Consider the following 19,633-nt stretch of genomic DNA (forward strand, 5'->3'; position numbering starts at 1 on the left):
GTTGGGTGGGTGATTGAGTAAACTTGGTTAAGTACTTCAATCGTAGCATAGTCATGGGACATTTTTGTGTCCAAAATTATTATTTCATACACCAGGAAACTATAAAATTTTTCTACTGTGGATAAGCGCTTCGACATCCAGCTCCAGCGCCTAGCCCCTCGAGGTCATAAGCCGCAAATGAATCGAAGACAAAGAACGTCTTCTATTCATTTGCGTCTTATGCTTGTCGGGGCTGATCAAGGCGCTTGCGCTTTTGTTCTTTTCCTAAAAAGTATATAAGTATTTATACATATGACATTATGGGATTTTTCGAAAAAATTGCGCAATTTTTATATAGATAAGATATACTAGTAATTATTCAAAGTAGGAGACGTTAGCCCTGCTCAAAGCTTGGAAAAAGATATAGGAGAGTAGCTATGACAGCACATGAACAAGATTACCAATCATTTATCGAAAATATAAAAAGAAAATCTGGAATCGATTTATCGTTATATAAAGAGGCGCAAATGAAAAGGAGATTAACTTCTTTATATGAAAAACGAGGATTTAAAAGTTTTTCTGATTTTTTTATCGCAATGTGTGAGAACAAAGAATTATACTATGAGTTTTTAGACAGGATGACAATAAATGTTTCCGAATTTTTCCGGAATTACAAAAGATGGGAAGTACTTGAAAACGAAATTTTACCTAAGATATTAAGTAAGAATAATAATCAAATAAAAGTATGGAGTGCTGCTTGTTCTACAGGTGAGGAGCCTTATACTATTGCAATGATTTTGTCTAATCTGATGCCACTTTCAAAAGTGAAAATATTAGCAACAGATATTGATGAGAATGTCCTTGCACGAGCAAAATTAGGTATTTATCCCGAGCGATCATTAAATGAGGTCCCTTCACATATAAAAACTAAATACTTTCATAAAGATGGTAGTAACTATAAAGTCGCAGATGAGATTATCCAAGCTGTTCAATTTAAAAAGCAAAACTTATTAGCAGACCCATTTGAATCACAGTTCGACCTAATCGTATGTCGTAATGTCCTAATTTATTTTACTGAAGAAGCAAAGGAAATCCTGTATAAAAAGTTTAGTGATGCTCTTAAGCCTGAAGGAGTCTTCTTTGTAGGAAGCACCGAACAAATTTTTAATGCCGACAATTATAATTTGTCTTCAATAGAAACGTTTTTTTATCAAAAGAAATAAAAATAGTATGTTTTTAAATATAGTTATGTTATATTATTACTTAAAAGCGTTAGTGCGTTGAAGGGAGAGAGAGTTATGAGATATTTAACAGCAGGTGAATCACATGGACCTCAGCTAACAGCGATAGTTGAAGGAGTTCCAGCGGGTTTAAATTTAACGGCAGAAGATATAAATATTGACTTAGCTAGAAGACAAAAAGGGTACGGCCGTGGTCGTAGAATGCAAATAGAAAAGGACCAAGTGAAGATTTTGGGTGGAGTAAGACACGGTAGAGCTTTAGGCTCGCCAATTTCTTTAGTTGTTGAGAATAATGATTGGAAGCATTGGACGAAAATCATGGGAGCCGAACCGATCTCTCAAGAAGAAGAACAGGAAGTAAAACGTCAGATTACTCGTCCAAGACCTGGACATGCAGACCTAGTCGGTGCGATGAAATACGGGCATCGCGATATGAGAAATGTACTTGAGCGTTCGTCAGCACGTGAAACAACAGTTCGTGTTGCTGTTGGAGCTTTAGCGAAGCAGATTCTATCAGAATTAGGAATAAAAGTGGTCGGTCATGTCTTAGAAATAGGCGGAGTTAGGGCTGAAAATCAATCATACAAAAATGCAGATGATTTACTAGCTGTTACCGAAGAGTCGCCAGTTAGATGCTATGACCGTGATGCTGAGACTAAAATGATGGAAGCAATTGATACAGCCAAAGAAAATGGTGACTCTATTGGAGGTATAGTTGAAGTTGTTGTTGAGGGGCTTCCAGCTGGAATAGGAAGTTATGTTCACTATGACCGAAAATTAGATAGCAAAATTGCCGGTGCAATTGTTAGTATAAATGCTTTCAAAGGTGTTGAATTTGGAATAGGTTTTGAGGCTGCGCGTAAGTTCGGTAGTCAAGTTCATGATGAAATTCAATGGAATAAAGAAGATGGGTATACTCGTAAATCAAATCGTTTAGGTGGTTTTGAAGGTGGCATGACAACAGGGATGCCAATTGTTGTGAGAGGTGTTATGAAGCCAATCCCAACATTATATAAACCATTACAAAGTGTCGATATTGATAGCAAGGAACCATTTACAGCAAGTATCGAACGCTCTGATAGCTGTGCAGTACCTGCAGCAAGTGTCGTAGCCGAAGCTGTTGTTGCATGGGAAGTTGCAAATGCGATTGTTGAACAATTTGGTGTTGATCGTATGGAGCTAATAAAGGAAAATGTTGATAAATTACGTGAATATATGAGGGGATTTTAATGGAGTCAATTGTTGTCAATACGTCTGTTGATACGTATCCGGTTATTGTTGGCAATAATGCAAAAAGTGAAATTCCGAATATAATAGAGAGCCTGTCTCCTTCTAAAATCCTTATTGTTACTGATACAGCGGTTGATTCATTATATGGTGAAGAACTCTTCACCATATTAGCAGCTAAGTGGCCAACATTCAAATTTGTAATAAAGAGTGGTGAAGCATCAAAATCATTTGAGTCATTTTATGAATTACATACGTATGCACTTGAGCAAGAATTGGACCGGAAATCAGTAATCATTGCTTTTGGTGGTGGGGTTGTTGGAGATTTAACTGGTTTTGTAGCTGCTACTTATATGAGGGGTATCCCATTCATTCAAGTACCAACGACTTTACTGGCACATGACAGTGCAGTTGGTGGTAAAGTAGCGATTAACCATCCGGAAGGAAAAAATATGATAGGTGCCTTCTACCAGCCCAAAGCGGTTGTATATGATACGTCATACTTGAAAAGTCTTCCAGAGAGTGAATTAAGATCGGGATTTGCAGAGGTTATTAAACACTCATTAATAAGAAGCAACTCTCTCTACCAATTTTTATATAAAGAAATTAAACTGTTAAAACATCTATCAACAGAACATCTTCAAAAAGTGATACTTGAAGGAATCCAAATTAAAGCTGATGTCGTTTCAAAGGATGAAAAAGAATTAGGACTACGTGCAATTCTTAATTTTGGGCATACACTTGGTCATGCAGTTGAAGCTGAGGCAGGGTATGGTAAGTTATCACATGGGGATTCAATTGCAATTGGAATGATATTTGCAACATGGTTAAGTAATAAGAAAATCAATGCAAATTTACCTTATAAACAACTGAAAACATGGTTTTCATCGCTAGGCTTTCCGACTGTCATTCCTAGCGAATATAAAACAGAACAACTTATAAGTAGAATGAAAAAAGATAAAAAAGCAAAATCTAATCAGATTACAATGATTCTATTAGAGCAAATAGGTAACACATCAATGGTGAAATTTACTGAACAAGAGTTGTTAGCACTATTAGACGAGTGGAGAGCTATAGAACGAGGTGACAAGCTTGATTAGAGGTATCAGAGGGGCAATAACGGTCAAGGAAAATACCAGTGATATGATATTAACTGCAACAAAGAAGCTAATAATGAAAATGATTGTTGAAAATCACATTAAACCAGATGCTGTTGCACAAGTAATCATGACTGTAACAAATGACCTAAATGCTGCATTTCCTGCAAAAGCATTAAGAGAATTAGAAAATTGGAATTATGTACCTGTAATGTGTATGCAAGAAATACCTGTTCCAAATAGTTTGGAAATGTGTATAAGAGTCATGATGACTGTTGAAACAGAGCTTAGTCAGGATGAGATTAATCATATTTATTTGGAGCGAGCTGTTATTCTAAGACCTGATTTAGCTAATCAATAAATATCTCATTTGGAAAACATTCTTGACATTAATTGGTTCGATGTAATACGATGAGAGAGAAGATTAGTAATGATATGAGCAGAGTAGAATAGTATAGGGTAGTTGAGAATGAGTTAGTTTAGCTGAGGTTTTTTTAAAATGGCACAAGTCTACCCAAAAACAAGGAATTGTTTTTGGGTTTTTTTAAACTTGTATTAGTGTGAATATTTAAGTATTTGTAAAATTTCTGAATATTCATATTGTCACTTTTTAATCTTCAATTGTTAACCTCCTAAATCCTCATTCTCCAAACAAATTTGGAGGAGTGAGCCTATTGAATTTTTCTTCTTTTACAACCTTTCGTGAAGACAGCAAACATTTTCGTACGATACCAATCGTGCAAAAATGTGAAGTGAATCAAATAACACCCATTCAATTATTTCAGCTATTTCAAAAGGAAGCTGTTTATTTATTAGAGAGTAAGGATGCGGAGTCGGAATGGTCTCGCTATTCTTTTATTGGCCTCAACCCTTTTTTATTTATTGAAGAGAGTCACGGTGAATTTTCTATTTTAAATGAGCAACGAAAAACGTTAACAAAATCACCATCTATAACTGAAATTTTTAAAAAGCTACAAAACCACTTATCTATAAAAATGCCAGAAATAAAATTACCTTTCGTAGGTGGTGCTGTTGGCTATATAGGATATGATACGGTTTCAATCTTAGAAAAAATAGAAACACATAAAGTGGATGATTTAAAACAGCAAAATTGTATGTTTTTTGTTTGTGAAACGATTATAGCTTTTGACCATCATGAAAATGAATTGTACTTTATTCATTATGAAAGAGTTAACCGAAATGAAGACGAGGAACAGCTGAAGGCAATTTATCAATTAGCTCAAGCAAAACTTAATAAATATGTCAGTAAATTAAATATAAAGGTTCAACCAGACAATTTACCTATCGAAGAAATTGAAGAATTTGAAGTGAATTTTGATGGTATTAAATCTAATTACGAAAAAGATAAGTTTTTAAAAGATGTCGAACGTATAAAAGAATATATTCGTGCCGGTGATATATTCCAAGGTGTGCTTTCGCAACGATTTGAAATTCCAATAACATCTAGTGGGTTTTCTTTGTATCGAATTTTAAGAATTGTGAATCCATCTCCGTATATGTTTTATATTCGCTTTAATGATACAGAGTTGGTAGGAAGCTCCCCTGAAAGACTTATATACATCCAAAATAAGCATCTAGAAATCCACCCAATTGCAGGTACGAGAAGACGCGGGAAAACGATTGAAGAAGATATCTATTTTGAAGAAGAATTGAAAAATGATGAAAAAGAAAAGGCTGAACATTATATGCTAGTTGATTTAGCACGTAATGATTTAGGTAGAGTTGCTGAATATGGTTCTGTCCAGACACCAATGTTAATGGAATGCGGCCGTTTTTCGCATGTTATGCATCTAATATCTAAAGTTACAGCTAGATTGAAAGACGATGTTCATCCTATGGATGCTTTACTTTCTTCTTTTCCGGCTGGAACAGTATCTGGTGCCCCGAAAATTAGGGCAATGCAAATTATCCAAGAATTAGAGCCAACAGCTAGAGGAAGCTATGCAGGTAGTGTCGCTTATGTCGGGTTTGATGGAAATATTGATTCATGCATAACGATAAGAACAATTACGGTGAAAAATAATATTGCATATGTGCAAGCAGGTGCAGGCGTTGTAGCAGATAGTGACCCGGCACTAGAATATAAAGAAACTCGTAATAAGGCAAGTGCATTAATTAAAACTATTCAATTAGCTGAGAAGGTATTTACTAAGGGAGGTAGCGAACATGAAGAATTTGTTAGCACAATGTATTGAAGGAACAACTTTAACTGAGGAACAGGCAGAGGAAGTAATGAACCTTATTATGACTGGTAATGCTACTCCGAGTCAGATTGCTAGTCTAGTTTCAATTATGAGATTACGCGGCGAAACGGTTGAAGAATTAGTAGGTTTTGCGCGCTCAATGAAAAAACATATGACTTCAATCCCTTATGAGCATGATGTTGTAGATACATGTGGTACTGGTGGAGATGGGGCATCCACTTTTAACATTTCAACAGCTGCAGCTATCGTTGTGTCTTCTTTTAGCGTAAAAGTTGCAAAGCATGGAAATCGTGCTTTTACATCGAAAAGTGGTAGTGCAGATGTTATTGAAAAGTTAGGTATTCAAATTCAAACGACACAGGAAGAAGCGATAGAAAACCTTAATAAACAAAATATGAGCTTTTTATTCGCTCCGATGTTTCATTCATCAATGAAGCACGCGGTAAATCCGCGAAAAGAAATTGGATTCCGGACAGTTTTTAATTTATTAGGCCCTTTAGCAAACCCTGCAAATGCAAAACGACAAGTTATTGGGGTATATTCAACGGTTTATGCAGAAAAGATGGCTGAAGCATTAAAACGATTAGGTGCAGAACATATCTTACTTGTTACGGGTAGAGACGGATTGGATGAAATCTCAATCACTACCGAAACAGATGTAGTAGAATTGAAGAATGGGATTATTTCAAGATATGTTTTACACCCTAATGATGTGGGTCTCTCGGAGGGATGCTTAGATGAGTTAAAAGTTTCAACCCCTGATGAAAGTGCACGTCTGATTGAATCTGTTTTTAAGGGAAGTGCACCAGAAAGTGCTAAAAACATAGTTGCAGTTAATGCGGCTGCAGCATTATATGTTGCAGGGTACGTCCCATCAATAGGTGACGGTGTCATCCTTGCTAAGGAAGCAATAGTAAATGGAGGGGCACTCCGTCAATTAGAAATGCTACGGAACCAAGTGGAGGAGAACTATGCTTAATAAAATTTTAGAATCAAAAAAGAATGAATTAAGAGAATTAATTTTACCTGAGGATAAAAAGTTACCTCGATATTCCTTTTATGATGCACTTAAGTCTCCAAAAAGAGATTTAGCTCTTATTGCAGAAGTTAAAAAAGCCTCACCTTCAAAAGGCTTAATAAAAGAAAATTTTCAACCTATAGATATTGCGTTATCCTACGAAAAGGGAGGGGCGGATTGTTTATCCGTTCTAACTGATGAACCATTCTTTCAAGGGAAAAGGGAGTACTTAACAGCTATTAAAGAGAATGTAAAACTGCCGATTTTACGTAAAGACTTTATAATTGACCATATTCAAATAGAAGAAGCGAAAAGAATAGGTGCAGATGCTATCTTATTAATCGGTGAAGCTTTAGAACCGACATTATTAAAGGAATTATATGATCATGCAACAGAATTGAGATTAGATGTACTAGTTGAAGTGCATGCTCAAGACGTCTTAGAGTCAGTTCTAAAAGTTTTAACTCCTAGAATATTAGGGGTGAATAATCGAAACTTAAAGACTTTTGAAGTGAATATTGAACAATTAGCAGATATGGCATCCTTAATTCCAACAGATACGTTGTTAGTAAGTGAAAGTGGCTTATACACTAATGAGGACCTAGTACAAGTCAAAAAATACGGGGCAAAGGCTGTTTTAATAGGCGAGTCACTAATGAGAAAAGACGACCAAATCATTGCAATAAAGCAGCTCTTTGGAGAATCGGTACATGTCTAATGCTTTGATTAAATATTGCGGTGTTCGCTCCTTAGAGGATTTGCAAATTGTATCTGCTTCAAGGGCTGACTTTATTGGGTTCATTTTTGCTGAAAGTAAACGCAAAGTTTATCCTTTACAAGTGAAACAATGGTTAGAGAAAGTAGATTTAAAAGGTAAAAGGTTAGTTGCTGTATTTGTAAATCCAACATTAAGTGAAGTAGAAGAAGTGTTGTCAAATCTAGCAATCGATGTCATTCAATTTCATGGCAATGAATTACCCGAGCTGATTGAAAAAACGAAAGTGGCCTTTACTGGATCAATATGGAAGGCACTACATCATCACCAAGAAACGTTACAAGAAATCGATTACTATAAAGATTTTGTCGATGGTTTTGTCATTGACTCAAGAATAGATGGTCAATGGGGAGGGACAGGTGTTAGCTTTGATTGGTCGGCTGTCCCTCATTATATTAACTATACAGCTAGTATAAAAAAAGCTCTGCTAATAGCAGGTGGTGTCAACGAAAATAATATCGAACAATTAGCTTCAATTAATCCTCCAGGTATTGATATATCTAGTGGAATAGAAGAAAATGATAGGAAAAGTAAAATAAAGATACGGTTATTAGAAGAGAGGATGTTTAGAAATGACAAATTATCCTGATATAAACGGACGTTACGGGGAATTTGGTGGGAGATTTGTACCGGAAACATTAATGACTCCACTAGCAGAGATAGAAAATGCTCATAAGGATGCAATGAAGGACCCAACTTTTATGGAGGAATATTTTTATCTATTAAAGGAGTATTCTGGTAGACCCACAGCAGTAACGTTTGCCGGTAACGTCACACGTAAATTAGGTGGAGCAAAAGTTTATTTGAAAAGAGAAGATTTGAACCATACGGGAGCACATAAAATAAATAACGCAATTGGTCAGGCTCTACTTGCAAAACGAATGGGCAAAACTAAGGTTATTGCCGAAACAGGTGCTGGACAGCATGGTGTAGCAACAGCAACAGTAGCAGCTAAATTTGGTATGGAATGCAAGGTTTTCATGGGAGAAGAGGATGTTAAACGTCAACAGCTTAACGTATTCCGAATGCAATTATTAGGTGCTGAAGTGATACCTGTAACAAGCGGCAATAAAACGCTTAAGGATGCAACAAATGAGGCGATGAGGTACTGGGTACAGAATTGTGAAGACCACTTTTATATCATAGGTTCTGTTGTAGGTCCACATCCATATCCTTATATCGTTAGAGAATTTCAGCGTGTGATTGGTGATGAGGCAAAAGCACAATTTTTAGAAATAGAAGGTCAACTACCAACTAAAGTAGTTGCATGTGTTGGTGGTGGTAGTAACGCTATTGGTATGTTTTCAGCATTTTTGGATGACGAAAATGTAGAATTAGTCGCTACAGAAGCAGCTGGACTAGGTGTCGAAACGGATATGCATGCGGCAACAATTACGAAAGGAACGAAAGGTGTCCTACATGGATCACTTACGTATCTACTACAGGATAAATATGGACAGGTAATTGAACCATATTCCATCTCTGCCGGATTAGATTATCCTGGAATTGGACCAGAACATGCACATTTATCTAGTATAGGTAGAGTGAATTATGAATCAGTAACTGACAAACAAGCATTAGAGGCTCTAGAGTTTTTAGCTAAGGAAGAAGGTATACTAGCGGCAATTGAATCGGCACATGCATTATCATCTGCCTTTGAACATGCTAAAAAAATGTCTAGTCAAGAAAGCATACTTATCTGTTTATCAGGTCGTGGAGATAAAGATGTTCATACGTTAATGTCACATTATCAGGAGGAAGTTAAATATGACAACACTCTTCAAGCAACCACTTCAAAATAAATTATTTATACCGTTTATTACAGCAGGTGATCCTGACCCAGATACAACAGTGGAAATTGCTCTTGCATTACAAAATGCTGGTGCGTCTGCAATTGAGCTAGGGATACCTTACTCAGACCCTGTAGCAGATGGTCCCGTTATACAAAAAGCCTCTAGTAGAGCATTAGCTAACGGAATGAATATAATACAAGCTATGGAGCTAGTCCCAAAAATGCGGAAAAAAGGATTGAATATACCGATAATTCTATTTACGTATTACAATCCTGTGTTACAATTAGAAAAAGAATCCTTTTTCGCTTTACTGCGCAAAAATACAATAGACGGTCTATTAATTCCTGATATACCATTTGAAGAAAGTGAGGAACTACGTAAACAATGTAAGGAACATTCGATTGCCTTCATTTCGCTTGTAGCTCCAACTTCTTCGAGCCGTATCAAAATGATTGCAGAACATGCAGAAGGATTTATATACTGTGTATCATCCCTTGGTGTAACGGGTGTTAGAAACACATTTGACCGTTCTATTACTACTTTCTTAGATGAAGTAAAGAAATATAGTAAAGTACCTGTCGTTGTTGGCTTCGGCGTATCAACAAGAGAACAGGTTGAAGAGTTTTGCAAAATTTGTGATGGTGTTGTAGTAGGTAGTGCTTTAGTTAGAGAAATTGAGCGATTACAACCAAATTTAGCCAATGAACATTTACGTAAAGAGGCTATTAATGACTTTACAACATATGCGCAAACTTTTGGAGCTTAAAGTAGTTAATCATCAATAACAATTTTGGAGAACTAATAGTAATTTGAAATTGTTTTAGAGTAGGAGAGATGTTTTCTATGCAAGTTAAAGAGCAGCTATTGACATTAAAACCATATCAACCTGGTAAACCAATTGAAGAAGTAAAAAAAGAATTTAACCTAGACAAGATAGTAAAACTTGCATCGAATGAGAACCCATATGGATGTTCACCGAAGGTTAAAGATGCAATCGTAGAAGAAATGAACCATTTAGCCATATACCCTGATGGTTACAGTGCACTTCTACGCACCAAGCTAGCTAGTCATTTACAGGTTGAAGAGGAGCAAATTATTTTCGGTAATGGCTCAGATGAAGTCATTCAAATCATTTGCCGAGCATTATTGAGTCCTGATACAAATACAGTTATGGCTACACCAACATTCTCACAATATAAGCATAATGCAGTTATTGAAGGTACAGAAATTCGTGAAGTACCATTAGTAAATGGGGACCACGATTTAGATGCAATGCTCTCGCAAATTGATGAGAAGACGGCTGTTGTGTGGGTATGTTCTCCTAATAATCCAACAGGTACATATGTTAAGGAAAATGCATTATTTGATTTTTTAAAAAATGTGCCTGAGCATGTACTTGTTGTTTTAGATGAAGCGTACTATGAGTATGTTGTTGCAGAAGATTATCCCGAAACGACACCACTTTTAAAGGACTATACGAATATTATCATTTTACGGACTTTCTCTAAAGCTTATGGTTTAGCTTCGTTACGAGTAGGTTATGGTATAGCAAACGCAGACTTGATACGTAAAATTGAGCCAGCTCGAGGTCCTTTTAATACAAGTCGAATAGGGCAAGCTGCAGCAATTGCAGCAATTGATGACCAAGAGTTTGTAAAAGCTTGTAGTGAAAAGAACCAAAGAGGTTTAAAACAGTTTTATCAATTTTGTAAGGAGTTAAACCTTGATTACTATAAATCTGAAGGTAACTTCATTTTAATAGATTTTAAACGGGACTCAGATGAGGTGTTTCATGCATTGCTTAAAAAGGGATATATTGTCCGTTCAGGAAATGCACTTGGATTCCCAACCCATTTAAGAATTACAGTTGGCTCTGAACAGGAAAATTCAGAAATTATTGAGGTATTAAAAGAATTTATTAGTTAATAAATATAGTCCTCTTTCAAAGTAAAGAGGACTATATTGTGTATCAACATACTTTCTTTGAAAGAGAAGGAACTTATACTACTTCATAGGATTTGAACAGACGCGTACGAAGGTGATAATGCTAGCAGATAGGCTGAAAAAGGTGATATTGTTGACGGAAAAGATATATATTATTGGTTTAGGTTTAATAGGTGGTTCCATTGCATTGTCAATCAAACAACGGAACCCATCAGTGCACATACTTGGATACGATATAAATAATGATCAGGTTAATTTAGCTAAGAAAATTGGAGCGATTGATGAAATATCTACTGAGCTCTTTCCATATCTTGCGGATATAGATATGATTTTTATTTCAACACCTGTTCAGCAAACGATTCAAATAATTGAACAATTACAAGCGGTTGAATTAAAACAAGGAGTTATTATTACAGATGTCGGTAGTACGAAGGCAAAGATAGTAGAAACTGCAAATCGTTATTTAAATGGAAGAATTAAGTTCATTGGAGGCCATCCAATGGCAGGGTCACATAAATCTGGAATACTTGCTGCAAAACCTCATTTATTTGAAAATGCATTTTACATATTAACCCCATCTGAATATGTAACCACTGAAGATGTAAATAAATTAAAAACTGTGTTGGCTGGCACGAAAGCAAACATTATTGAAATGACTCCTGAGGAACATGACAAAGTAACAGGCGTCATCAGCCATTTTCCTCATATAGTAGCCGCTAGTCTAGTATATCAGGCAGAAAACTATGAAGAACAATTTCCATTAATGAAAAGGTTAGCTGCTGGAGGCTTCAGAGATATCACTAGAATAGCCTCAAGTAATCCAGCAATGTGGAGAGATATTCTTTTACATAATAAAGAACCACTCCTACAATTGTTTAATGAATGGATTTTAGAGATGGAACGAATCAAGCAGTTTGTGAAAGATGAAAATTCTGACCAATTATTTAACTATTTTGCTAATGCGAAGCAATATCGTGATGGGTTGCCTGAGAAGCAAAAAGGAGCAATACCGTCCTTTTATGATTTATTTGTTGATGTACCGGATTATCCTGGTATTATTTCAGAAATAACTGGTTACTTAGCAAAAGAGGAAATAAGTCTTACGAATATCCGTATTATCGAAACGCGTGAAGAAATTTATGGTGTTTTAAGGCTGAGCTTTCAAACTGAAAGTGACCGTGAAGCAGCAATAGCTTGTATTGCTAAATATTCAGATTATGATACTTTTATCATATAAAACTAGTAAATTAATCGGGGTGAAGAGAATGTCTAGTAATAAAAATCTATCAAAAATTAGTCGTTTAGTTGGAAGTATTGAAATTCCAGGTGATAAATCGATATCACATCGTGCTGTTATGTTTGGCTCAATGGCTAAGGGGAAAACTGAGATTTCAAACTTTTTAATGGGGGCAGATTGTTTAAGTACTGTTTCCTGCTTTCAAAAAATGGGTGTAGAGATTCAAGTAGAAGAAAAAGTTGTTACTGTTGAAGGGAAAGGAATTGATGGACTAAAAGAACCATCAGATATTCTTGATGTCGGTAACTCGGGAACAACAACAAGGTTAATGTTAGGAATTCTTTCGGGTACACCTATTCATGCTTGCATCATCGGTGATGAGTCGATAGCTAGAAGACCTATGTCACGGGTTACAAATCCACTTCGCTCAATGGGAGCTTCAATAGATGGAAGAGAAAACGGTCAGTACACACCACTATCAATTCGTGGTGGTAATTTGAAGGGCATTACGTACGAATCACCGGTAGCGAGTGCGCAAGTAAAATCAGCGATACTCCTAGCTGGACTCCGAACCAATAATGAAAAAACAACGGTTATTGAACCACATAAATCTCGAGACCATACTGAAAGAATGTTAAGAGCATTCGGAGTCGAGGTACATGAAGATGAAACATCTGCAACCGTAATCGGTGGCAAAGAACTTACAGCAACTGATATTTTTGTACCAGGTGATATTTCATCAGCGGCGTTCTTCCTGGTAGCGGGTGCAATTGTACCTAACAGTGAAATAACCTTAAAAAATGTCGGTATCAATCCAACGAGAACTGGTATCTTGGATGTTCTTAAGATGATGGGAGCAACAATTGAAATTATCCAACACGACGGTCAATCGTTTGAACCAATCGCAGACATTATTATTAAGACATCGACATTAAATGGAACAATAATTGGCGGTGATTTAATCCCGAAATTGATAGATGAAATTCCTGTTATTGCGCTTTTAGCAACACAAGCAGAAGGAGAAACAATTATTAAGGATGCAAGCGAATTAAAAGTAAAAGAGACTAATCGTATCGATACGGTAGTTAGTGAGCTTACAAAGCTAGGTGCTAATATTAAAGCGACCGATGACGGGATGATTATTAGTGGACGAACAACATTGAAAGGGAATGCAACTGTATCTAGCCATGGAGACCATAGAATCGGAATGATGCTTGCAATCGCTGCATGCATTGCAGATGAGCCAATCCAATTAATAGATGCAAAAGCAATCGATGTTTCATACCCTACTTTCTTTGAACATCTAGCTCAATTATCGAAATAGTAGTTTAAAACTTAGAGGATGACTCAGGGAAGTCAGCTCCTCCACAAACACGATAGATAGTATTTTTATCTATATATTTTGTTTGAGGGGACTGACACTCTGGGCTATCCTCTATTTTTTATGGGTTTTCGTCCAACCATATATAAATCACAATAATGATAAAAAATTCTTAAAATACGTTTTACAAAATAATCATAATTGCCAAAGTACACTCATAGCTTGTCTAATAAGAAGGTCATTAGTTAACGTAAGCATGTTACTTGGTTTCAACCATTAACTTAAATTGGATAATAATTCCAAACTAGTTTTGGAATTATGAATTGCCACTCGGGATAATCAGTAAAACTCATGCTGATTGTTAAAAAGGATTACAACTATCTATCCGTGACTTCTCAAGTACTGAAAACTTAATTGATACTAACATTCATTAGAGTTTACATAAGTAAGACTAAATTGATAAGGTGGGGAGTATAGTGAGTTATATAATTGACCATGCAAGCTTAATAAAAAACGATGGGTTAAGAAAAATATCGTTGCTAATTAATAACAATCGTATTGAATTTATGCGGAGTACAATGGATAATTTTCGGTTTATGAGAATGGATATGAGTCCTTTTTTGCTAACACCCGGCTATGTCATGCTTGACTTCTCACTACAATCATCATTAACATTTAAAGAATATAAAAGTTATTTCATTAATAAATATATAAAAAAGGGTTGTACAACTCTGATTACCGTGACGGATATAAAGGACGAAAAGGAGCTTCTCTCCAAAGTTAAACAACGAAGACACCTTATGATAAATTCACCAATAGACTATTATATTGGTGTTAAAGTAGCTTTTAAAGCATTAACTCCGGCAGTTATAAGAAAATGTAAACGTTATAATATTAGTATTATATTTGTAGAGTTGAACGAACATGATGATTTAAAAAATAAATCTTGGGGTTGGCTTAGAGATGCAATGTTTTCAAATCCTGTTACATTGATTCCTTATGTCAATGATGAGAAGACGAATATGGCTAGAAAGCAAAAGATTTTAAATCTATGGAAAAAAATTATGGAGGAAAACAGGCTATCATCGATATCATCAACATTAAATGAAGGAATTCCTATATCAAAAGAAGTCCTAATGAGATTAGGGATATACCCGATAAAAGGTGATATACGTGTCGGTGGACAAGTTAACTATAATTTATATAAGATTACTGATGTGCACTTCCAAAATGGTAAACCATTACTAAACACGAATCCGACAGTTACCGTACACCAAGGGAAAATTCTTAATGTTAATGGATTGGTTTCCTATGTACCTGGTATTGGAGAAGAATGTTATATCTCAATTACGGGACGTTTTATGCCACTTTCTGAGTCGATATGATGTAATATATAATGTAGATACTTTATTATGTATAGGTTGTTTTATGGGCTAGTCTTTGTTACAGTACGCGCTTGCTGCGGGCGGGTGGTGAATCTGTCTAGGTTCGGAGGCACGTATAAGCAAACATCAGGTCATCTCCCTACGATAAGTCATCTGTTCCTGTCTGAGTTTGTACGTTGTTACGCCAGTGGGGTCTATTTTCTCACGCATCCCGCAGGAGTCTCGCGATCAGCTCCAACCAAACCCTAATAAAATTCGTGAAAACCACATACTCTTAAGCTGTAAGAATAATTAAACAATAATGAATGAATAGATAATGGTATGAGAGTAACGAACTAATATAAGTTGCCTCGGTAGCCTTTTGCTGATTATTATGCGATATTGTAGTTGACTAATATTACTAGTAAATTAGCTGGAATCAATTGTTGATAAATTGAATAAAATTTGCACTAAGAAGGGAATTTATAATGTTACATACAGTACTCAATGAAGCAATTAATCTTGTAAATGACGGAAAAACTGAACAAGGACTAGAACTATTAGAGAACATTTTACCAACACTTCATGATGAGGAGAAACTTCAACTTGCTGACCAATATTTTCAATGGGGAATTGTCGATAAAGCCCACGATATCGTGAGTGAACTACACTTTCTTTACCCGGAAGAAATTCAAATTTCCCTTTTTTTAGCTGAAATCTTTCTGGATTTAGAAAAAGAAGAGGAAGCAATTGATTTATTAAATACAATCCCCGAAAGTGATGAATCTTATCCACAAGCATTACTACTGCTGGCTGATTTATATCAAATGCAAGGATTAGCCGAAGTAAGTGAACAAAAGCTTTTGGAAGCAAAGGGACTACTACCAGAAGAATTAGTCATTGATTTTGCCTTAGGGGAATATTACTTCCACCATGCGCAATATAAACATGCTATCCCTTACTATGAACTAGTTATCAGAGAACATGAGGAAATATCTGGAGTTTATATCGCTCACCGTCTTGCTGAATGTTTGAGTGCGATTGGAGAATTTGAAACTGCTTTAGACTATTATAAAAAAGCAATAAAGAGACATGAGGATGTAGATACTTTATTTGGATACGGTATGACAGCTTTCCAAGGTGGATTTTATAAGACTGCGATTCAGCAGTTAACTACACTTAAAGAAGCGGATCCACATTATTCTTCCCTTTATTTATATTTAGGCAAAGCTTATGAACACGAAGGATATTTAGAAGAAAGCTTGGAAACTGTACAGCAAGGTATTAAATATGATGAATACAATAAGGAATTATATTACTTCGGTGGAAAAATAGCGATAAAATTAGGTTCTTTAGTAGTAGCAGAGCAATTATTACGTGAAGTAATTGCCATTGACCCTGGTCATTTAGAAGCTATAATCACCCTATCACAAGTTTTTTTACAAGAAGAAAAATACGATGATGTAATCGAATTAATTACTGAGTGTAAAAGATACGGAGAAGAAGACCCACAGTTTGATTGGATTTTAGCACGATCATACCACCAAAAAGAAGAGTATACTGAAGCATTAAAACATTATAAGGAAGCATATAATTCATTTAAGGAACAGCATGAATTTTTACATGAATATGCTCACTTTTTATTAGAAGAGGGGCTGAGGAGTGAAGCAAAAACTATTTTCAGCAAACTTCTCGTTGAAGACCCTTCAAATGTCGAAATAAACGAGATTTTGATGCAATTAGAGGAAGAGTTTTAACCTGAGAAAAGAAGGAGTATCTAATGGTTTTGTGGAATAATGTGAGTATAAAAGAAATTGAAATTGCAGAGGAGGGATTTGTATGGTGGCCCCTGTATCTGTCCACGAAAAGAAAGATTTTATCAGGTGGTTTTTAAATCATTATCAGCTTAAGAGAAGAGAGTGTGTCTGGATTTTAAATTATTTAATGAGCCACGATACGTTAATGGAAAAAGTCCACTTTGTAGAGCAAGCACAGTATTGTCCAAGAGGTATCATTATGTCAACACATTGTGTAGAAGAAGTTCCATTCCGCTTTTATAAGGAAAATGTAATGACCACAGATGCAGAAAAATCTTTTCATGATATTCGTTTAAATAAAGAGGAAGAGTTATTTATCCAACTTAATTTTCGCGCTGCCTATCAATCACCACAATATGCTGCAGTATTGGAAACGAACCCATTTATACCTGAGCATCTATACGGTAATGACAAAGACCGTGAAGTTGCTGAAAAATTATTAGAGCATTCACTTGAAACATTTCAAAAACAAAAATTATATGAATTAATTGATAAAGCGCTAGATGAACAAAATAAACAAGAATTTGAAAGACTGACAGCAAAATTACTTCAATTAAGCAAACTTGAATGATTGTTACATTTATACTGGTTATGAATGCTGTACTTCGCACTTACTAGTGAGTGGTGAACAGCATTTGAATAGCCAGTTTTTCTTTTGGAATAAGCTATGGTATATTATTATTGCAATTATGAGTTATACTTACGTACCTTACTGCTAGCAATCACAGCTATACATAAAAAGAAATGTAAAATAAACTAGATAAATATTTAGTATGACCAAAGAGGAGAGAAGCCAAATGAAATGGATTCTTACTGATGTAGATGCTTATAATCAATCAAAAGAATATGTAGACACTGCTATTATCCCATTAATACCAATAGCAGCGAATCCTGAATTTAAAGTGATTGTACAAAAAGGAGAATTTCTTTCACTCTTAGTAAACGAACTTGAAAGACAACTAAAGGGAAGAGTTTTTCTATTTCCACCGTATTCATATGTAAAAAATAGTGAAAATGTGTTTGAAAATTTAATAGAATGGAAAAATGAAATAAAGAAGGAATTTAAACATATATTTTTCATTACTAATGATGAGTACATAAAAAGTAATAAAACAGATGAATTATCTGATGAGTTAATATGGACTCCGACTGTTCCTATGGAAAATATGGATGATAGTCTTAAACGAAAATTATTAGCAGACCAAGTCGAACAAATTATTAAAAAATTACTACAATCTTGGAATAATTAAGAAAATTTTTTTATTTACGAATAACAAACGATGATTTTATTGACCTCATGTAAAGATTGATATATCATGAGTATGTCCTAGTTTTATATATCATTTCCGTATGTCCTATAATGGACTTAGCTTAAGATAGAGGGGGGAAAATGATGAGCGAGAAAAAACACCAAGTTTCAAGACGTCAATTTCTGAACTACACGCTTACTGGTGTAGGCGGTTTCATGGCTGCAGGTATGCTTATGCCAATGGTTCGCTTCGCACTTGACCCTGTGCTCCGACCAGCAGACGAGACAGAGTTAGTTCAAGTAGTAAGTGTAGACGAAATAACGGATGAACCACAACGCTTTGACTTTAAAATCAAACAAAAAGATGCTTGGTACGAGTCTGAAGAAACAAAATCAGCGTGGGTTTATAAAGAAGGGGATAAGATAACAGCGTTATCACCAGTTTGTAAACATTTAGGCTGTACAGTTGGATGGAATAATGACCCTTCTAACAAAAACAGATTTTTCTGCCCGTGTCACTATGGATTGTATGAAAAAGACGGGAAAAACGTTAAAGGAACACCGCCTTTAGCACCGCTTGATGTCTACGAGCATGCTGTAAAAGACGGTTATTTATTCTTAGGTAAAGCGAAACCACGAGGGGAGGCGTAATCTATTGCTTAACAAAATTTATGATTGGGTTGACGAACGTTTAGATATTACGCCAATGTGGCGCGATATTGCTGACCATGAAGTTCCTGAACACGTAAACCCAGCACATCACTTTTCTGCCTTTGTATATTGCTTTGGTGGATTAACATTCTTTGTAACCGTTATTCAAGTACTATCAGGAATGTTTTTAACAATGTACTATGTTCCAGATATTAAAAATGCCTGGGAATCAGTTTTTTATCTTCAAAACGAAGTTGCATTTGGACAAATCGTTCGTGGTATGCATCACTGGGGCGCAAGTCTCGTCATTGTTATGATGTTTTTACATACTCTACGTGTATTCTTCCAAGGAGCCTATAAGAAACCACGTGAATTAAACTGGATTGTAGGAGTACTTATCTTCTTCGTAATGCTTGGTTTAGGTTTAACTGGATATTTACTACCTTGGGATATGAAAGCACTATTTGCTACTAAGGTTACATTGCAGATTGCAGAATCGGTTCCGCTCATCGGGCCTACAATTAAAACATTGTTATCTGGTCACCCTGAAATTGTCGGTGCACAGACTCTTACACGTTTCTTTGCAATCCATGTATTCTTCCTGCCTGCTGCATTATTCGGTTTAATGGCAGCACACTTTGTTATGATTAGAAAACAAGGTATTTCGGGACCTCTATAAAAACTAATGTAAGATT

At 35.6% G+C, this 19,633-nt stretch carries 19 protein-coding genes; all 19 read left to right on the forward strand.

Annotated elements, in window-relative coordinates; genetic code table 11:
* The first annotated feature begins 416 nt into the window (after positions 1–416).
* The gene (locus tag J2S19_RS00005; RefSeq protein ID WP_307335342.1) at positions 417–1,202 is read left to right on the forward strand and encodes a CheR family methyltransferase; all 786 of its coding nucleotides are present in this window, start codon (positions 417–419) and stop codon (positions 1,200–1,202) included.
* A 75-nt stretch (positions 1,203–1,277) separates the two neighbouring features.
* A complete protein-coding gene (gene aroC / locus J2S19_RS00010) occupies positions 1,278–2,450 on the forward strand; it encodes a chorismate synthase (protein WP_307335345.1) in 1,173 nt (390 codons plus the stop codon).
* Entirely contained in the window at positions 2,450–3,547 is a 1,098-nt protein-coding gene (aroB, locus tag J2S19_RS00015) for a 3-dehydroquinate synthase (protein WP_307335347.1), read from the forward strand. The genes aroC and aroB overlap by 1 nt, the downstream gene beginning before the upstream one ends.
* The gene (aroH, locus tag J2S19_RS00020) at positions 3,540–3,905 is read left to right on the forward strand and encodes a chorismate mutase (RefSeq protein ID WP_307335349.1); all 366 of its coding nucleotides are present in this window, start codon (positions 3,540–3,542) and stop codon (positions 3,903–3,905) included. The genes aroB and aroH overlap by 8 nt, the downstream gene beginning before the upstream one ends.
* A gap of 313 nt (positions 3,906–4,218) precedes the next feature.
* Entirely contained in the window at positions 4,219–5,760 is a 1,542-nt protein-coding gene (trpE, locus tag J2S19_RS00025) for an anthranilate synthase component I (protein ID WP_370874991.1), read from the forward strand.
* Positions 5,732–6,748: an anthranilate phosphoribosyltransferase gene (gene trpD, locus J2S19_RS00030; RefSeq protein ID WP_307335355.1), complete on the forward strand. Its 1,017-nt coding sequence runs from the start codon at positions 5,732–5,734 to the stop codon at positions 6,746–6,748. The genes trpE and trpD overlap by 29 nt, the downstream gene beginning before the upstream one ends.
* The gene (gene trpC, locus J2S19_RS00035) at positions 6,741–7,505 is read left to right on the forward strand and encodes an indole-3-glycerol phosphate synthase TrpC (RefSeq protein ID WP_307335357.1); all 765 of its coding nucleotides are present in this window, start codon (positions 6,741–6,743) and stop codon (positions 7,503–7,505) included. The genes trpD and trpC overlap by 8 nt, the downstream gene beginning before the upstream one ends.
* Entirely contained in the window at positions 7,498–8,151 is a 654-nt protein-coding gene (locus J2S19_RS00040; protein WP_307335360.1) for a phosphoribosylanthranilate isomerase, read from the forward strand. Before trpC ends, J2S19_RS00040 begins: the two co-directional genes overlap by 8 nt.
* Complete coding sequence (gene trpB / locus J2S19_RS00045) at positions 8,135–9,364, forward strand: tryptophan synthase subunit beta (protein ID WP_307335363.1); 1,230 nt, start codon at positions 8,135–8,137, stop codon at positions 9,362–9,364. The genes J2S19_RS00040 and trpB overlap by 17 nt, the downstream gene beginning before the upstream one ends.
* Positions 9,330–10,121 (forward strand): tryptophan synthase subunit alpha, encoded by a 792-nt coding sequence (trpA, locus tag J2S19_RS00050; protein WP_307335366.1) that lies wholly within the window; start codon positions 9,330–9,332, stop codon positions 10,119–10,121. The genes trpB and trpA overlap by 35 nt, the downstream gene beginning before the upstream one ends.
* Before the next feature lie 77 nt (positions 10,122–10,198).
* Positions 10,199–11,281, forward strand: a complete 1,083-nt coding sequence (gene hisC, locus J2S19_RS00055; RefSeq protein WP_307335371.1) for a histidinol-phosphate transaminase — start codon at positions 10,199–10,201, stop codon at positions 11,279–11,281.
* A gap of 151 nt (positions 11,282–11,432) precedes the next feature.
* Complete coding sequence (locus J2S19_RS00060; RefSeq protein WP_307335374.1) at positions 11,433–12,536, forward strand: prephenate dehydrogenase; 1,104 nt, start codon at positions 11,433–11,435, stop codon at positions 12,534–12,536.
* A 28-nt stretch (positions 12,537–12,564) separates the two neighbouring features.
* On the forward strand, positions 12,565–13,860 hold the full coding sequence (aroA, locus tag J2S19_RS00065) for a 3-phosphoshikimate 1-carboxyvinyltransferase (protein WP_307335377.1): 1,296 nt from the start codon (positions 12,565–12,567) through the stop codon (positions 13,858–13,860).
* Positions 13,861–14,333: 473 nt separating this feature from the next.
* Entirely contained in the window at positions 14,334–15,242 is a 909-nt protein-coding gene (locus J2S19_RS00070) for a hypothetical protein (protein WP_307335381.1), read from the forward strand.
* A gap of 467 nt (positions 15,243–15,709) precedes the next feature.
* Entirely contained in the window at positions 15,710–16,978 is a 1,269-nt protein-coding gene (locus J2S19_RS00075; protein WP_307335384.1) for a tetratricopeptide repeat protein, read from the forward strand.
* An 82-nt stretch (positions 16,979–17,060) separates the two neighbouring features.
* Positions 17,061–17,609, forward strand: coding sequence for a ReoY family proteolytic degradation factor (locus J2S19_RS00080; RefSeq protein WP_307335388.1), 549 nt, complete (start codon positions 17,061–17,063; stop codon positions 17,607–17,609).
* 226 nt (positions 17,610–17,835) lie between these two features.
* Positions 17,836–18,288, forward strand: a complete 453-nt coding sequence (locus J2S19_RS00085; protein WP_307335389.1) for a YpiF family protein — start codon at positions 17,836–17,838, stop codon at positions 18,286–18,288.
* Positions 18,289–18,431: 143 nt separating this feature from the next.
* Complete coding sequence (locus J2S19_RS00090) at positions 18,432–18,938, forward strand: Rieske (2Fe-2S) protein (RefSeq protein WP_307335391.1); 507 nt, start codon at positions 18,432–18,434, stop codon at positions 18,936–18,938.
* Positions 18,939–18,942: 4 nt separating this feature from the next.
* Positions 18,943–19,617: a menaquinol-cytochrome c reductase cytochrome b subunit gene (gene qcrB / locus J2S19_RS00095; RefSeq protein WP_095301147.1), complete on the forward strand. Its 675-nt coding sequence runs from the start codon at positions 18,943–18,945 to the stop codon at positions 19,615–19,617.
* Positions 19,618–19,633: the final 16 nt, after the last annotated feature.

Source organism: Metabacillus malikii (assembly GCF_030813355.1).
Classification (GTDB): Bacteria; Bacillota; Bacilli; order Bacillales; family Bacillaceae; genus Metabacillus; species Metabacillus malikii.

What these genes read in the sequence shown, in the direction of transcription:
- J2S19_RS00005 (WP_307335342.1), top strand. Translation starts at nt 417, where the DNA reads ATGACAGCACATGAACAAGATTACCAATCATTTATCGAAAATATAAAA.
- aroC (WP_307335345.1), top strand. Translation starts at nt 1,278, where the DNA reads ATGAGATATTTAACAGCAGGTGAATCACATGGACCTCAGCTAACAGCG.
- aroB (WP_307335347.1), top strand. Translation starts at nt 2,450, where the DNA reads ATGGAGTCAATTGTTGTCAATACGTCTGTTGATACGTATCCGGTTATT.
- trpD (WP_307335355.1), top strand. Translation starts at nt 5,732, where the DNA reads ATGAAGAATTTGTTAGCACAATGTATTGAAGGAACAACTTTAACTGAG.
- trpC (WP_307335357.1), top strand. Translation starts at nt 6,741, where the DNA reads ATGCTTAATAAAATTTTAGAATCAAAAAAGAATGAATTAAGAGAATTA.
- J2S19_RS00040 (WP_307335360.1), top strand. Translation starts at nt 7,498, where the DNA reads ATGTCTAATGCTTTGATTAAATATTGCGGTGTTCGCTCCTTAGAGGAT.
- trpB (WP_307335363.1), top strand. Translation starts at nt 8,135, where the DNA reads ATGACAAATTATCCTGATATAAACGGACGTTACGGGGAATTTGGTGGG.
- trpA (WP_307335366.1), top strand. Translation starts at nt 9,330, where the DNA reads ATGACAACACTCTTCAAGCAACCACTTCAAAATAAATTATTTATACCG.
- hisC (WP_307335371.1), top strand. Translation starts at nt 10,199, where the DNA reads ATGCAAGTTAAAGAGCAGCTATTGACATTAAAACCATATCAACCTGGT.
- aroA (WP_307335377.1), top strand. Translation starts at nt 12,565, where the DNA reads ATGTCTAGTAATAAAAATCTATCAAAAATTAGTCGTTTAGTTGGAAGT.
- J2S19_RS00075 (WP_307335384.1), top strand. Translation starts at nt 15,710, where the DNA reads ATGTTACATACAGTACTCAATGAAGCAATTAATCTTGTAAATGACGGA.
- J2S19_RS00080 (WP_307335388.1), top strand. Translation starts at nt 17,061, where the DNA reads ATGGTGGCCCCTGTATCTGTCCACGAAAAGAAAGATTTTATCAGGTGG.
- J2S19_RS00085 (WP_307335389.1), top strand. Translation starts at nt 17,836, where the DNA reads ATGAAATGGATTCTTACTGATGTAGATGCTTATAATCAATCAAAAGAA.
- J2S19_RS00090 (WP_307335391.1), top strand. Translation starts at nt 18,432, where the DNA reads ATGAGCGAGAAAAAACACCAAGTTTCAAGACGTCAATTTCTGAACTAC.